Origin of the sequence: Algoriphagus sp. SE2 (assembly GCF_039563885.1) — a bacterium.
GTDB lineage: Bacteria > Bacteroidota > Bacteroidia > Cytophagales > Cyclobacteriaceae > Algoriphagus.
The window spans coordinates 78,150-92,154 of sequence record NZ_JBCLWJ010000015.1 but is presented as its reverse complement, the minus strand read 5'-3'; the positions used below and the strand labels follow the sequence as shown (position 1 = coordinate 92,154).

17 protein-coding genes are annotated in these 14,005 nt (G+C 35.9%); 12 read left to right on the top strand and 5 right to left on the bottom strand.

Features of this window, described 5'->3' with window-relative positions; genetic code table 11:
• Window positions 1–62: 62 nt before the first annotated feature.
• Both AAGF08_RS16370 and AAGF08_RS16365 read right to left on the bottom strand, forming a co-directional pair.
• Entirely contained in the window at window positions 63–497 is a 435-nt protein-coding gene (locus tag AAGF08_RS16370; RefSeq protein ID WP_343512390.1) for a hypothetical protein, read from the bottom strand.
• Between the two features lie 127 nt (window positions 498–624).
• Window positions 625–1,776, bottom strand: coding sequence for a methionine aminotransferase (locus AAGF08_RS16365; protein WP_343512388.1), 1,152 nt, complete (start codon window positions 1,774–1,776; stop codon window positions 625–627).
• Between the two features lie 189 nt (window positions 1,777–1,965).
• Here AAGF08_RS16365 and AAGF08_RS16360 point away from each other — a divergent pair, with 189 nt between their 5' ends.
• From AAGF08_RS16360 to AAGF08_RS16335, 7 genes are all read left to right on the top strand, one after another.
• A complete protein-coding gene (locus AAGF08_RS16360) occupies window positions 1,966–2,916 on the top strand; it encodes an arginase (protein WP_343512387.1) in 951 nt (316 codons plus the stop codon).
• A gap of 95 nt (window positions 2,917–3,011) precedes the next feature.
• The gene (locus tag AAGF08_RS20565; protein WP_353527538.1) at window positions 3,012–3,221 is read left to right on the top strand and encodes a GxxExxY protein; all 210 of its coding nucleotides are present in this window, start codon (window positions 3,012–3,014) and stop codon (window positions 3,219–3,221) included.
• Between the two features lie 60 nt (window positions 3,222–3,281).
• A complete protein-coding gene (gene argS, locus AAGF08_RS16355) occupies window positions 3,282–5,072 on the top strand; it encodes an arginine--tRNA ligase (RefSeq protein WP_343512386.1) in 1,791 nt (596 codons plus the stop codon).
• 2 nt (window positions 5,073–5,074) lie between these two features.
• Window positions 5,075–5,665 (top strand): glutathione peroxidase, encoded by a 591-nt coding sequence (locus AAGF08_RS16350; RefSeq protein WP_343512385.1) that lies wholly within the window; start codon window positions 5,075–5,077, stop codon window positions 5,663–5,665.
• A gap of 15 nt (window positions 5,666–5,680) precedes the next feature.
• Window positions 5,681–6,592 carry a 1,4-dihydroxy-2-naphthoate polyprenyltransferase gene (locus AAGF08_RS16345; RefSeq protein WP_343512384.1) on the top strand — a complete coding sequence of 304 codons (912 nt, stop codon included), beginning with the start codon at window positions 5,681–5,683 and terminating at the stop codon, window positions 6,590–6,592.
• Between the two features lie 69 nt (window positions 6,593–6,661).
• The gene (locus AAGF08_RS16340; RefSeq protein WP_343512383.1) at window positions 6,662–7,513 is read left to right on the top strand and encodes a universal stress protein; all 852 of its coding nucleotides are present in this window, start codon (window positions 6,662–6,664) and stop codon (window positions 7,511–7,513) included.
• Between the two features lie 53 nt (window positions 7,514–7,566).
• Complete coding sequence (locus tag AAGF08_RS16335) at window positions 7,567–7,920, top strand: translation initiation factor (RefSeq protein WP_343512382.1); 354 nt, start codon at window positions 7,567–7,569, stop codon at window positions 7,918–7,920.
• A 55-nt stretch (window positions 7,921–7,975) separates the two neighbouring features.
• Here AAGF08_RS16335 and AAGF08_RS16330 read toward each other — a convergent pair whose 3' ends face one another.
• The 3 genes from AAGF08_RS16330 to AAGF08_RS16320 all read right to left on the bottom strand — a co-directional run bounded on the left by AAGF08_RS16330 (window position 7,976) and on the right by AAGF08_RS16320 (window position 8,721).
• Window positions 7,976–8,098, bottom strand: a complete 123-nt coding sequence (locus AAGF08_RS16330; RefSeq protein WP_343512381.1) for a hypothetical protein — start codon at window positions 8,096–8,098, stop codon at window positions 7,976–7,978.
• A gap of 15 nt (window positions 8,099–8,113) precedes the next feature.
• The gene (locus AAGF08_RS16325) at window positions 8,114–8,398 is read right to left on the bottom strand and encodes a hypothetical protein (RefSeq protein ID WP_343512380.1); all 285 of its coding nucleotides are present in this window, start codon (window positions 8,396–8,398) and stop codon (window positions 8,114–8,116) included.
• 131 nt (window positions 8,399–8,529) lie between these two features.
• Entirely contained in the window at window positions 8,530–8,721 is a 192-nt protein-coding gene (locus AAGF08_RS16320) for a hypothetical protein (protein ID WP_343512379.1), read from the bottom strand.
• A gap of 45 nt (window positions 8,722–8,766) precedes the next feature.
• Here AAGF08_RS16320 and hisG point away from each other — a divergent pair, with 45 nt between their 5' ends.
• From hisG to AAGF08_RS16295, 5 genes are all read left to right on the top strand, one after another.
• Entirely contained in the window at window positions 8,767–9,627 is an 861-nt protein-coding gene (gene hisG, locus AAGF08_RS16315; RefSeq protein ID WP_343512378.1) for an ATP phosphoribosyltransferase, read from the top strand.
• Between the two features lie 27 nt (window positions 9,628–9,654).
• Window positions 9,655–10,944, top strand: a complete 1,290-nt coding sequence (hisD, locus tag AAGF08_RS16310) for a histidinol dehydrogenase (protein WP_343512377.1) — start codon at window positions 9,655–9,657, stop codon at window positions 10,942–10,944.
• A gap of 2 nt (window positions 10,945–10,946) precedes the next feature.
• A complete protein-coding gene (gene hisC / locus AAGF08_RS16305; RefSeq protein WP_343512376.1) occupies window positions 10,947–12,008 on the top strand; it encodes a histidinol-phosphate transaminase in 1,062 nt (353 codons plus the stop codon).
• 17 nt (window positions 12,009–12,025) lie between these two features.
• On the top strand, window positions 12,026–13,123 hold the full coding sequence (hisB, locus tag AAGF08_RS16300; protein WP_343512375.1) for a bifunctional histidinol-phosphatase/imidazoleglycerol-phosphate dehydratase HisB: 1,098 nt from the start codon (window positions 12,026–12,028) through the stop codon (window positions 13,121–13,123).
• A gap of 95 nt (window positions 13,124–13,218) precedes the next feature.
• Complete coding sequence (locus tag AAGF08_RS16295) at window positions 13,219–13,920, top strand: tetratricopeptide repeat protein (RefSeq protein WP_343512374.1); 702 nt, start codon at window positions 13,219–13,221, stop codon at window positions 13,918–13,920.
• Window positions 13,921–14,005: the final 85 nt, after the last annotated feature.

Genomic DNA, 14,005 nt, shown 5'->3' with positions numbered 1-14,005 from the left:
AAAAAGGACAAATCCAATCGGAAATGTCCTTTACATTTATTTTTTACAACTCAATTTACTCTTTAATCTGCCAGGAGAGCAGTCCGTAGTAGACTTTGCTCTGACTTAAATCGATTTCTATTCTCAATTACTTCTTTTAACACTTGCTTGAATTTTACTTCTTTTTGTAGCAAAGTCAGAACTCGACCAAAAAAATACTCAACCTCTGGTAGTGCATCTGAACTGAAAGTATAGAAAATTGATTTGCTCTCCCGAGAAAAAGTCAAAGTAAGAGATTGTGGCTTTCCTAAACTTGTTAAGCCTCGAAATAATGGAAATAAGGAATCAAAGCTTTTTTCAAGGCGGCATACCCCTTGCATTATTCCTCCTGATTGTTGACTAAAAACTTTAATCATTTCCTTTTGGCTTACAGAAATTTGTGAAAACCGGGAATTGCTCCCTAAAGCCCCATTGAAAAGACTTGTTGATGTGGGAGATTGGTAGGATAATGCGCTCATTTTTTTCAGATTATTTTTCTAACGCTTCAAATGTAAGAGCAAAATTCCTAATATCCTATATTCCCTATTCTTTTTATAGGGTTTTAAGTAAAATATTTTACAACTATTTGAAGATAAGAACCTTAAATCAAAAAAATTTTGAATTTTGAATAATTTCTATCGCTTTAAAAAGCTCTTGGTCAGTTTTTGCAAAGCAAAACCTGAGAATTTTATGATCATCTTTATTTTTAAAAAAAACTGAAATTGGAATGCTCGCCACACCAATTTCCTTGGTTAACCTCACTGCAAGATCAAAGTCTGGTTCATCACTAAGATGTGCATAAGATACTTGCTGAAAAAAACTTCCCTGCGCGGGAGTAAAAATAAAACCCGTTTCCGCTAATCCCGCACAAAATAAATCTCTTTTCTTTTGATAAAATTCTGGTAATTCCAGGTAATGCCTTTCATCTTCTAAGTATGCTGCAAGAGCATATTGCAGGGGCGTTGCTGAACTGAAAGTGACAAATTGATGGACTTTCCTAAACTCTAAGGTCAAATCAGCTGGAGCCAAACAATACCCTATTTTCCATCCAGTCACATGAAAAGTTTTTCCAAAGGAACCGCAAACAAAAGTTCTCTCCTTAAGAATCGGGTGCACCATTAAAGATAAATGCTGCCTCCCATCAAAGGTGATATGCTCATAGACTTCATCACTGATTACATGGATATTTTTGTCTTTAATCAGTTGGGCCAATTTATTTAAATCGTCCTTTGTCCACATATATCCAGAAGGATTATGCGGTGTATTCACCATGATCAATCGGGTTTTCTCTGTGATAGCTTCTTCAACTTTCTGCCAGTTGACAGAAAAATCTGGCAATTCCAAAGGAACATAAACTGGTATTCCTCCGCTTAAAATTATCCCCGGTGCATAAGAGTCATACGCAGGTTCTAATAGAATCACTTCATCTCCAGATTTTACAATAGCTGTAATCGCTGAATAAATAGCATCCGTAGCACCTGAAACAATCGTCACTTCTGTTTCCGAATTGTAATCAATTCCATAAACCTTTTTTGTTTTTTCAGCCAGTCTTTCTTTTAGAATGGGCACTCCACTCATTGGCGCATATTGATTCTTGCCTTCTTTCATGTATTTGTAAACCAAATCCAATAAATGTGGATCACAATTAAATCCCGGAAAGCCTTGGGATAAATTAATTGCCCCATGATCTGTAGCAAGTTTAGACATTATTGTAAAAATGGTTGTTCCAATATCTGGAAGTTTGGAATGTATGTTCATGACTTCTTGACTATTTATGAATTAAATCTTAATTCTTAGATATCCTTGGATTCAGAGAATTTGTAGATTCTCAGATAATTTTTGATTGGAAATTGAAGGCTCAATTCTATATTCTATCAGGCAATATTCCCAATTTTCCTTAGTTTTGCACACTTTAATAAACCCAATTAACTAGAAATAAAAAATTAAATGCGAGATATCAAATTAGTTGAAGTAAGGTCGGAGATTGCAGCAGGTACTAGAGGCGCAAGTCTTGGAATAGACGCATTAAAAATTGCTAGTTTGGATAAAAAATCGAATTTCTTTACCCAGTTCGATCCAATTAATGTCCCTGACGCAAATAATTACCTTTGGAGAGGAAATAAGTTTAAAGATGCCAAATATATAGACGGGGTATATCAGGTTTTAAAAAATGTATATGGCACCATTGAATCTCTCCGGATGGAAAAAAAGTTTCCTATTGTACTTGCTGGAGATCACAGCACAGCTGCCGGAACTATTATGGGAATTAAAGCAGCCGATCCTAAAAAAAAGCTAGGAGTAATTTGGATTGATGCCCATGCTGATCTGCATACTCCTTTTACGACACCATCAGGGAATATGCACGGGATGCCTTTAGCCATGACAGCACGTATAGATAATCTTGATTGTAAAGTAAATAACCCATCTGAAGAAACTTTAATCTATTGGGATAAAATAAAAAACATCGGCGGCGAGTATCCGAAGATTGATCTTAAGGACATCGTATTCATCACTGTGAGAGATACAGAAGGCCCAGAGGACTATTTGATAAAAAAGCACGGGATCAGAAACTTCAAAACCAAGGAGGTAAGAGAATCTGGAGTAGCTACCATTGCCAAGCAAGCACTGGAGGTATTGAAAGATTGCGATCAAATTTATATTTCATTTGATGTGGACAGCTTGGATAGTTCCATTTCTGTGGGGACAGGGACTCCGGTTGCTGACGGACTGACTGTGGAAGAAGCCATCCAACTTAATGCAGAATTAATCAAAGATAAAAGAGTTTGTTGCTGGGAAATCGTTGAAGTTAATCCTACACTGGATTCTGAAAATAGAATGGCTGAAAATGCTTTCGAAGTCCTGGAAATCACGACAAAATCTCTCGTCGATAATTTTTAGAATTTAACCGCAAAGAAAACTAAGTAAAGCATAGGTGGAGTTAAAAGACGATTTAAGTGAGGATAAATTATCAAACATCCTTCTTGGTGTAGCAAATGATTACATTTCAATTGACTTGGGTTATAAAATTGATTTATGAGGGGAAACTGGAACTTGAATTAAAATCTGTAGAATCAATAACAGAAATCAATTTTGCACAAACTTTAAATTATCTCAGCTTAGCTAAATTTAAATTGAGACTCTTGATTAATTTCGATGTTGTCAAACTCAATTATGGAATTAAAAGAATATTAAATACTAAATAAGGACACAATTGAATTCATTGAGTACTCTGTGTAACTCTTTGTGACCTCTGTGGTAAAAACATGAATATACAAGAATCAATACTTAGCGGCATTCAGCTGGCATTTCAGAATATATACAATCATGACGTTGCTCTAGATAAATTGAGTCTGGCACCGACAAGGAAGGAATTTATGGGCACCTACACCTTTGTGGTTTTTCCATACTTAAAAGTTAGCCAGACGACACCTGAAGCTACTGCAAATCAAATAGGTGAATATTTAAAGGCGAATTTGGAAGAAGTTTCAGGCTATAATGTTGTGAAGGGGTTTTTGAACCTCGAATTGAATGACCTGATCTGGCTCGATGTCTTTAAGCAACTTTATGCTGATGAAAATCTAGGACAGTTACCTCCAAATGGTCAAAAAGTCATGGTGGAATATTCTTCCCCGAATACGAATAAACCACTTCATCTGGGTCACCTCAGAAATAACTTTTTGGGATATTCCGTTGCTGAAATTCTTAAGGCAAATGGTTACGAAGTCACAAAGGCTAATTTGGTAAATGACCGGGGAATTCATATCTGTAAATCCATGGTAGCGTATCAGCATTATGGCAATGGAGAAACCCCGGAATCTGCTAATCTGAAAGGAGATCATTTGGCTGGAAAGTATTATGTGATTTTTGATAAAGAATACAAAAAGCAGATTGAAACTCTCAAATCTGAAGGCCAGACAGAAGAGGAAGCAAAAAAGAATGCTCCCCTACTTTTGGAAGCTCAAGAGATGCTGAGAAAGTGGGAAGCAAACGACGAGGAGGTTGTAAATCTCTGGAAACAAATGAATTCCTGGGTTTATGCTGGTTTTGCAAAGACCTATGAAAAAATGGGGGTTAATTTTGACAAGTTTTATTATGAGTCAGACACCTATCTTCTTGGGAAAGACATCGTAGAAGAAGGTCTACAAAAAGGGGTTTTCTATAAGAAAGAAAATGGTTCTGTTTGGGTCGATTTAACCGATGAAGGATTAGATGAAAAATTAGTACTCAGAGGAGATGGTACTTCTGTTTATATCACCCAGGATATGGGAACTGCTGATTTAAAATACAATGATTTTAAAATAAATAAATCAGTGTATGTTGTGGGAAATGAACAAGATTATCACTTTGATGTCTTGTTTAAGATTATGAGAAAACTTGGCCGTCCTTATGGAGATGGCTTATATCATTTATCTTATGGAATGGTGGATTTACCTTCTGGCAAAATGAAATCTCGGGAAGGGACGGTAGTAGATGCAGATGATTTAATGCAAGAGATGGTAGATACAGCAGCGCATCATACCAAAGAGCTTGGCAAAATAGATGGATTCAATGAAGACCAGGCTTCTGAACTTTATGAAACCTTAGGCTTAGGAGCTTTAAAATACTTCTTACTCAAAGTTGATCCTAAAAAGCGAATGCTTTTTAATCCACAAGAATCCATTGAATTTCAAGGAAACACAGGGCCATTCATTCAATATTCCCATGCAAGAATCAAATCCATTTTGAGAAAGGCAGAACAGATCGGTGTAGATTTTCAAAATCCAGATTTATCTGCAATTTCTAATATTGAAGAATCTGAAGCAGGGCTTATTTTTCTTTTAGGAGGTTTCACTAAGAAAATTAAGATGGCAGCAGAAGAATATGCACCCTCTGTTATAGCACAATATTTATTTGATTTAGCTAAAGAGTATAATCGATTTTATGCCGACCTTCCTATATTCCATGAAAACAATCCGTCAATTTTGGCATTTAGAGTTGCACTTTCTGCATTGACTGCAGCAACAATCAAAAGAGGAATGAGTTTACTAGGTATTCAAGTACCCGAAAGAATGTAATTATGAAAAAACTACTATTTATTTTAGCCTTAGCAACATTATTCTCTTGTCAAAGAACATTGGAGAGACCAGAAGTTTTGCAAGCAGGTTTTTTAGTATCTAACAGCACAACAATGGAAAACACATTTTACGATTTCAAACTAAAAGATATCGATGGCAAGGAGGTTGACTTTGAACAATTCAAAGGCAAAAAACTCTTAATTGTCAATGTAGCTTCAAAATGTGGTTACACTCCTCAGTACGCAGCACTTCAGGAACTCAATGAGAATTATGGTGATAAAATTCAAATTTTAGGTTTTCCGGCAAATAATTTCGGAGGACAAGAACCTGGATCAAACGAAGAAATAAAAACATTTTGTACTGAAAATTACGGAGTAACTTTCCCTGTTTTTGAAAAAATTTCTGTGAAAGGTTTTGACAAACATCCACTCTATCGTTGGCTAAGTGATGCTAAGTTGAATGGATGGAATAATCAGGAACCTACTTGGAATTTTTGCAAATATTTAATTGATGAAAAAGGAGAGTTATTAAAATTCTTTCCCTCTTCGGTAACTCCATTGGATGAAGAAATCCTATCTTCTATAGGCGCATAAATAGAGAATGATTTAGTGAAAAGAGAAATCCAATCAAAAAAGGAAGCCTGGCTGCATGCGGTCAGGCTTCGGACTTTACCATTATCCTTGGCCAGTATTTTTGCTGGTTCATTTTTGGCCTATTCTCTTCAGGTGTTTCGATGGGAGATTTTGTTGTTTGCATCCCTGACAACAATCTTTCTTCAAATTCTCTCCAACCTTGCAAATGATTATGGAGATACAGTGAATGGAGCTGATCATCATGAACGTCAAGGACCAGTGAGAGCTGTTCAATCAGGTTTAATATCCCTTTCTGAAATGAAAAACGGGATGTATCTTTTTGGAGTCCTATCATTGATTTCAGGATTGTTGCTTTTGTATTTGGCTGTACAAGACTGGACCTTGTTCTTCATTTTCTTTGGATTAGGAATTGCATCTATTTGGGCAGCGATTTCCTACACTTCAGGGAGTAATCCATATGGTTATTTAGGACTAGGTGATATTTCAGTTTTCTTATTTTTTGGAATAATTGGTGTGATAGGAACCTTTTTTCTCCACAGCACAGATTTTAACCCTTCAGTGATTTGGGTTGGTTTATCCCTTGGCTTTTTTAGTACTACAGTACTAAACATCAATAATATTCGAGATATAGAGTCCGACAAAACAGCAGGGAAAAAGTCAATCCCAGTAAGAATAGGAAAAGAAGCAGCAATACGGTACAACTGGTTTTTAATTCTTGCTGGTTATGTGAGCTTATTAGGCTTTTGTTTTTTTAGTCAGAATTGGGGCGCTGCCTTAGGGTTTATGGTTTTCCCTCTAATGATTAAAATTGGAATGAATGTCCAAAAAGGTAAAAGTTCCGATGAAATAGACCCAAATCTAAAAAAAATGGCGCTAAGCACCCTACTTTGGGTAGTACTCTTTGGAATAGGACTACTTTTTTTGTGAAAATCCAAAAATTCTCTTCCCTCCTTCTGTTTTTTAGTTAATTTGGTATAAACATAATTCCATTTAACTATGATAAAAGTACTCGTTCCCTACGATTTCTCAGAGCAAGCTCTAAATGCCCTGAATTTTACAACTGAACTTGCAGAGAAGATAGAAGGTGTCCATATAGAAGTTGTTAATGTGTTGGAGGTTCCATATGTTTCAAGTATAGGAACAATGGGAGGAGGCGAAATAATGCCTGAAATGGAAAATCAGGTGTTCTTCATACAATTAATGGAAAAAAGGAAAGAGCAAGTTGCCGATTTAAAAGAAAAGTATAAGGATAAAAAATTCAAATTTAATGTAAAATTAAAACTGGGAAATGCCTTTAAGAGCATTACAGAGTCAATCTTGGAAGAAAACCCCGACGTCGTTGTCATGGGATCCAAAGGTTCATCCGGAATTGAAGAAGTACTTATAGGAAGTAATACAGAGAAAATTGTAAGAACTGCTACCTGTCCAGTAATTACAGTCAAATCAGCTACAGATCCATCTAAATTTAAAAAAATAGTTTTTGCAAGTAATTTCAAAGAAGACGAAGATGAAATTGCTCGTAGAATGAAAAACCTTCAATACTTGTTTGATGCAGATCTCTATTTTGTAGTGGTTAATACTCCTGCAAATTTTGAAACTACTCGTGATTCAATAAAAAGAATTGGCATGTTTGTGAAAAAATATGGTTTTGAAGGGGTGAAAGCAGAGATATACAATTCTCTTTCTGAGGAGTCAGGAATTATTGAATTTGCTGAGGATATAGATGCGGATCTTATCGCAATGGCCACACATGGCAGAACTGGGTTCTTACATTTGATCACAGGAAGCATTGCGGAAGACGTTGTTAATCATGCCAAGCGCCCAGTTTGGACGCTAAAAGTTATTTAAACCGCCAATTTTAATCTAACCTGTCCTTCAGGGCAGGTTTTTTTCATTTATTTATGGCAAAGAAAACTAACGATTGGAAAAAAAGAGAAGGAATTGTCTACTCTACTTCAGATGATTTTGAATTTGAGGATAGCTCAGATGAATCAACTGATACACTCCCCCCTGCTCAACAAAATCTAAAAATCATGCTCGACAAAAAAGCTCGTGCAGGAAAAAAAGTAACATTAATTGATGGTTTTGTAGGATCTGAAGATGATTTAAAAGAGTTGGGAAAAATGCTTAAAAACAAGTGTGGTGTAGGTGGTTCTGCGAAAGATGGAGAAATCCTTATTCAAGGAGATCATCGAGAAAAAGTACTTCAAATTCTTCAAGCTGCTGGATATAAAGCCAAAAAATCAGGAGGTTAATTCTAATACTATTCATTAAATCAAAAAAGAGCTCTGATTAGTCAGAGCTCTTTTTTTAGTTTCCATCCTTAGAATAATCTTGGATTCTTGGGATTCTACCTGCTTCCAAAATTGGCAGATTTGCTTCAGTTGGAATATAAATAACTGTCTTATCTCCTAAATTCTTTTGCTGTCTCACCCACAGATATTGAATCTACTTTTCTGAAATCGAACCATTTTCAATTTTAATAGCTTCTGCCGCTCCTTTAGCTCTCTCAATTTCTGCTTGTGCATTCAGTTTTTCAGCTTCTAAATTCGCAGCAGCTTCTTCAATTAAAATTCTTCTGTTTTGTTCGGCTTTAGCGAATTCTGCTCTACCACTCATTTCCTGTTGCCAAACGTTATAGGTTGGACATCCCCACATCCCAAAGCCAATAACGGCAAATAAAATCCAGGATATTATAGTCCCAAGAAATACAGGTGTACGTTTCCATTCCATAGATAAAATGGGTTTTACAAGGCTGCCCAAGGCACTTTTTATTTTATGAAAGATATTAAGCTTTTATTCTAAAACTAGATAGTTATCAAAAACCTCCTAATCCTTACTTCACTTAATTTTTTTCAAACTATTCAAAAACATCTTACCTTTTTTGCTGGTTTATCAAGCATCCCTATATTTGTCAGCAGAAATGAATCACAACAATAGAAATATTGATTTTTTACCAATACAGCAATCGCATTTGCTGCACCATTTCCATCATTCCTCCTGAGGAATTTTTCAACATGCCCGGTGAAGCCGATGATAGGGATTCCGCTTTTCACCAAAAAATTTTCATAACCTTATATTTCTTAGCGTAACTTGCCAACATGGAAAAAATTATCCGTATTGCCGTTCAAAAAAGCGGCAGATTATCAGATGACTCTTTAGCACTTATCAAAGAGTGTGGTATTAAATTTTATAATGGGACAGGGAAACTTAAATCCACTTCAACCAATTTCCCAATTGAATTCCTTTTTCTCAGAGATGATGACATCCCTGGATATGTAGCTGACGGGGTTGCAGATTTAGGTATAGTAGGAGAAAATGAATTGGTTGAAAAAGACGAAGATGTCTTAACTTTAAAAAAGCTGGGTTTTTCTAAATGTAGACTTTCACTAGCAATACCTAAAGGACAAGAATACAAGGACTTATCATTTTTCGAAGGGAAGAATATAGCTACATCTTATCCTAAAATTCTTGGGGATTTTCTAAGTTCAAAAAATATTCAGGCAGAGATACATGAAATCAGCGGTTCCGTTGAAATAGCACCAAGTATTGGCTTAGCTGAAGGAATATGTGATATTGTCAGTTCTGGGTCTACCCTAATGATGAATGGACTGAAGGAAGTTGAGGAGATCTTTAAATCAGAGGCAGTTTTAATAGCAAATAAAAACTTGTCGGATTGGAAAACTGAAATAGTAGAAAAGTTATTATTCAGAATCAATGCAGTTCAAAAAGGAAAAAGTAGCAAATATGTCCTTATGAATGTACCTAATGCCTCAATCAACAAAATCATTAAATTGATTCCAGGTATGCGTAGTCCGACAATCTTACCTTTAGCTCAAGAGGGTTGGTCTTCTGTTCATTCAGTTTTAAATGAAGACCAATTTTGGGAGCACATTGAAGAGCTAAGAACAGCCGGAGCTGAAGGAATACTTGTAGTTCCAATTGAAAAAATGATTCTTTAAACAGCCTAGTAAAAGAAAATCATATCCATGAAAATTCTTAAAAATCCTGAACAGGATACTTGGAAAAAGGAATTGGCTCGGCCAGTTCAGAAAACGAAACAAATCAACAAAATTGTCAAGCCTATTCTCAGAAAGGTCAAGCAAAATGGAGATAAGGCTTTATTCAAATTTGCTTTGGAATATGATCATGTCCAACTCGAAAGTTTGCTCGTTTCTGAAAATGAAATAAATACATCTTCTGAAAAGCTTTCGGCTGAATTGAAGGAGGCAATACAAGTTGCAAAGACCAATATTGAACGATTCCACAAAGCTCAAATAAGTGACGAACTTGTCGAAGAGGTAATGCCAGGGGTAGTTTGCAAAAGAAAAAGCATGCCAATCCAAAGAGTCGGTTTGTATATCCCAGGAGGAACAGCTCCCTTATTTAGTACGGTTTTAATGCTTGGAGTTCCAGCAATGATTGCAGGATGCAAGGAAATTGTACTCTGTACGCCACCCGATAGACATGGCGAAATCCATCCTGCGATTATATATACCGCTGATCTAATTGGTATTACTAAAATCGTAAAAGTCGGAGGTGCTCAGGCAGTTGCTGCCATGACATTTGGAACTCAGATAGTACCAAAAGTGGATAAAATCTTTGGCCCAGGAAATCAGTATGTAACTGCGGCCAAGCAAATGGCCACAAAATATGGAGTCGCAATTGATATGCCAGCAGGCCCTTCCGAAGTTTTGGTATATGCAGACAAAACAGCCATTCCAGCCTTTGTAGCTTCAGATCTCCTATCGCAGGCCGAACATGGGGTAGATAGTCAGGTTGTTTTGGTAACAAATTCAGAAAAATTCGCCAAGAAAGTTATCAAAGAAATTGATGCCCAACTTGAAGATTTGCCTAGGAAAGACATTGCCATCAAATCTTTAAAAAATTCTAGAGCTGTTGTAATGGACGATCAGTCGGAGGCTTTAAATCTGATCAATGAATATGCTCCAGAACACTTGATTATAGCAGTTGAAAATGAAGATGAGGTAGTCGATTCAATATTCAATGCAGGATCAATTTTCATCGGTAATTTCACTCCAGAATCTGCAGGAGATTACGCTTCCGGTACTAACCATACATTGCCTACTTATGGCTATGCCAGAAATTACAGTGGCGTTTCTTTGGATAGTTTTTTAAAGAAGATGACCTATCAAAAAATTACAGAAGAAGGTTTAAAGAATCTAGGTCCTACCATAGAAGTAATGGCTGCAAATGAATTGCTGGAGGCACATAAAAACGCTGTAACTATTCGTCTTAATTATCTGAAATTGAAATAGATATGCAGTTTAAATTAAACTCACTTTTAAGACCTCATATTGCAAAATTGCAGCCTTACACTTCTGCTAGAGATGAGTATACCGGAAAGATTGGAGTCTTTTTAGATGCCAATGAAAATCCATATGGTTCGGTAACTGATCAAGATTATAATCGATATCCTGATCCCTACCAGAGTGAATTGAAAGAGGAGATTTCACTAATCAAACAAGTAAAACCCTCACAAATCTTTTTAGGAAATGGCTCGGATGAAGCAATCGATTTATTGTTCCGAGCGTTTTGCAATCCAGGCAAAGATAATGTCATTTTACTTCCTCCTACCTATGGTATGTATGAAGTCAGTGCTTCCATCAATGATGTGGAAATAAGGAGGGTTGCTTTGACTTCAGACTTTCAACTTCAGCCAAATAAAGTATTGGATGCCGTCGATGATAATACCAAAATTATTTTCGTTTGTACTCCCAACAACCCTAGTGGAAACAAGCTTAAAAGAGATGATATAGAACTTCTTTTACGGAAATTTAAAGGTATTGTCGTTATTGATGAGGCCTATATTGATTTCAATGATGAACCTAGCTTTACGACAGAATTAGATAATTTCCCAAACCTTCTGGTAATTCAAACTTTCTCAAAAGCATGGGGATTGGCTTCATTGAGACTAGGAATGGCTTTTGGGTCTGAAGAAATAATTGGAATTCTTAATAAGATCAAACCTCCATATAATATTTCAGGATTAACGCAAGAGACTGTGCTTGCAGCTATTCGGAACAATAAGAAGGTTAAAAAGATGATTGAAGGTATATTGAAAGAAAGGAGTTTTATGCAAGAAAATCTTGAGAAATTGACTTTCGTTCAAAATATTTTTCCCTCACAGGCAAACTTTCTTTTAATCAAAATTCCCCATGCTACAGAGGTTTACAATGAATTGATTGAGCAGAAAGTAATTGTGAGAAACAGATCAAAAGTATTGTTATGTGAAGATTGCCTTAGGATTTCAGTTGGTACAAGAAAAGAAAATGAAGAATTCCTGAAAGCTTTGGTGAAAATTGCCCCTAAAAAAGTTTAAACCTATTTATTAGATTTATGAGAAAGAAAGTATTATTCATAGACCGTGATGGTACGATCATTAAAGAGCCTCCAACAGATTTTCAGGTAGATAGCTTGGAAAAGTTGGAGTTTGTACCAAAAGCAATTTCAAACCTTAGAAAAATTGCGGAGGAGCTGGATTATGAGTTGGTAATGGTAACGAACCAAGATGGGTTGGGCACACCTTCTTTCCCTGAAAATACTTTCTGGCCTGCTCAGTACAAGATGCTTAAGACCTTAGAACAAGAGAATATTTTATTCAAAGAAATTCTTGTAGACAAGACCTTCGAACATGAAAATGCCCCAACAAGAAAACCAAGAACAGGCCTTTTGACAGCTTATTTTTCGGAAGAATACGATTTATCTAACAGTTTCGTAATCGGAGATCGAATTACGGATGTTCAATTAGCTGAGAATATAGGTGCAAAATCAATTTACTTTGGTGATGAAAATGCAAAGGCAGAATTCAGTACGAAAGATTGGGATGAGATTTATGAATTTTTGAAACTGCCTCCAAGAGCAGCTGAAATAAAAAGAAAAACCTCGGAAACTGATATTTTTATCAAGCTAAACCTGGATGGGTCCGGTATATGCGACATTTCAACTGGTTTACATTTTTTCGATCATATGCTGGAACAGTTAGGAAAGCATGGAAGTACAGATTTAGAAATCAAAGTTAAAGGTGATCTACATATTGATGAGCATCATACAATTGAAGATACAGCACTGGCCTTGGGTGAGGCCTATTTAAAAGCTCTAGGTGATAAGAAAGGGATTTTCAGGTATGGATTTCTTCTTCCAATGGATGATGTACTAGCCCAAGTTGCGATTGATTTTGGAGGAAGACCTTGGATTGTATGGGATGTTGAATTCAAAAGGGAAAAAGTTGGAGATATGCCAACCGAAATGGTTTATCACTTCTTTAAATCCTTTTCAGATACCTCCAAGTGTAACTTAAATATCAAGGCAGAGGGAACAAATGAGCATCATAAAATTGAAGCGATATTTAAGGCTTTAGCAAGAGCTATAAAAATGGCTGTTATGAGAGATCCAAGAAATATCAATCAATTACCGAGCACCAAAGGAGTTCTTTAAGGATCAATCTCTTAACTAATAATAAATTATTAAAGGATTAGGAAAAATTCACAAAGATTATTTTTCCCAATCCTTTTTTTTTGTTTCATTTAGTTATGAAACGATTCTTACATATTTTACCTATATACTTAGTAGTATTTATTCTTGTTTCTTGTTCCAATGATTTCCAAAGAATAGAAAGACTTTACAATGATCAGGACTATCAAGCTGCATTGGAAGAACTCGATAGTTATTTGTTTTTTCATGTCACAGATCTGAAAGCTTTGCATATGAGGGCAAGAAGTCATGAGGAATTAGGGGATACATTAAATGCTAAAAAAGATTACGAACGGATTATTGCCTTAGATGATGAATATGCACAAGCCTATGCAGGATTGGGAAAACTCTTATTTGAAGAAAAGAATTATAACAAAGCAGAATCTTACTTATTAAGAGCCGCTTCTTTAGAGCCTGCTGATTTTGATATTTTATATCTCCTGGGAAGAACCCAATTGATGACAAAAAAGTATTCCTCATCAGAGAATTTCTTGGTCAAAGCAAGGGAATTAAATCCAGAATTTGCAAAAGTTCATTTTTATGAAGGCATGGCAAAAGCTATGCGTGGAGATGTTTTAGGCTGCGCAGTATCATTCAACAAGTATGTACAGTTTGAGCCAGACCAACTTGTAGGAAGATATAATAGGGGGTTTGCATTAATGAGAGCAGGATATGTTTCCTATGCATTAGAAGATTTTGAAGCAATACTTCAAGCTAACCCAAATCATGTGGAAGCCATGGCAAAAAAAGGATATTGCTAGCTAAATTAGGTGATCCCCAAGGTTGTATGATATTACAAGAAGCAGCCAATAAAGGCAGTGAATACGCTCAAAATCAGCGAGAAAT

Coding starts and splice junctions, on each gene's coding strand:
- AAGF08_RS16365 (WP_343512388.1), bottom strand. CDS start 1,776: ATGAACATACATTCCAAACTTCCAGATATTGGAACAACCATTTTTACA.
- argS (WP_343512386.1), top strand. CDS start 3,282: ATGAATATACAAGAATCAATACTTAGCGGCATTCAGCTGGCATTTCAG.
- AAGF08_RS16370 (WP_343512390.1), bottom strand. CDS start 497: ATGAGCGCATTATCCTACCAATCTCCCACATCAACAAGTCTTTTCAAT.
- hisC (WP_343512376.1), top strand. CDS start 10,947: ATGCAGTTTAAATTAAACTCACTTTTAAGACCTCATATTGCAAAATTG.
- AAGF08_RS16360 (WP_343512387.1), top strand. CDS start 1,966: ATGCGAGATATCAAATTAGTTGAAGTAAGGTCGGAGATTGCAGCAGGT.
- hisG (WP_343512378.1), top strand. CDS start 8,767: ATGGAAAAAATTATCCGTATTGCCGTTCAAAAAAGCGGCAGATTATCA.
- AAGF08_RS16340 (WP_343512383.1), top strand. CDS start 6,662: ATGATAAAAGTACTCGTTCCCTACGATTTCTCAGAGCAAGCTCTAAAT.
- AAGF08_RS16295 (WP_343512374.1), top strand. CDS start 13,219: ATGAAACGATTCTTACATATTTTACCTATATACTTAGTAGTATTTATT.
- AAGF08_RS16335 (WP_343512382.1), top strand. CDS start 7,567: ATGGCAAAGAAAACTAACGATTGGAAAAAAAGAGAAGGAATTGTCTAC.
- AAGF08_RS16350 (WP_343512385.1), top strand. CDS start 5,075: ATGAAAAAACTACTATTTATTTTAGCCTTAGCAACATTATTCTCTTGT.
- hisB (WP_343512375.1), top strand. CDS start 12,026: ATGAGAAAGAAAGTATTATTCATAGACCGTGATGGTACGATCATTAAA.
- hisD (WP_343512377.1), top strand. CDS start 9,655: ATGAAAATTCTTAAAAATCCTGAACAGGATACTTGGAAAAAGGAATTG.
- AAGF08_RS20565 (WP_353527538.1), top strand. CDS start 3,012: ATGATTACATTTCAATTGACTTGGGTTATAAAATTGATTTATGAGGGG.
- AAGF08_RS16325 (WP_343512380.1), bottom strand. CDS start 8,398: ATGGAATGGAAACGTACACCTGTATTTCTTGGGACTATAATATCCTGG.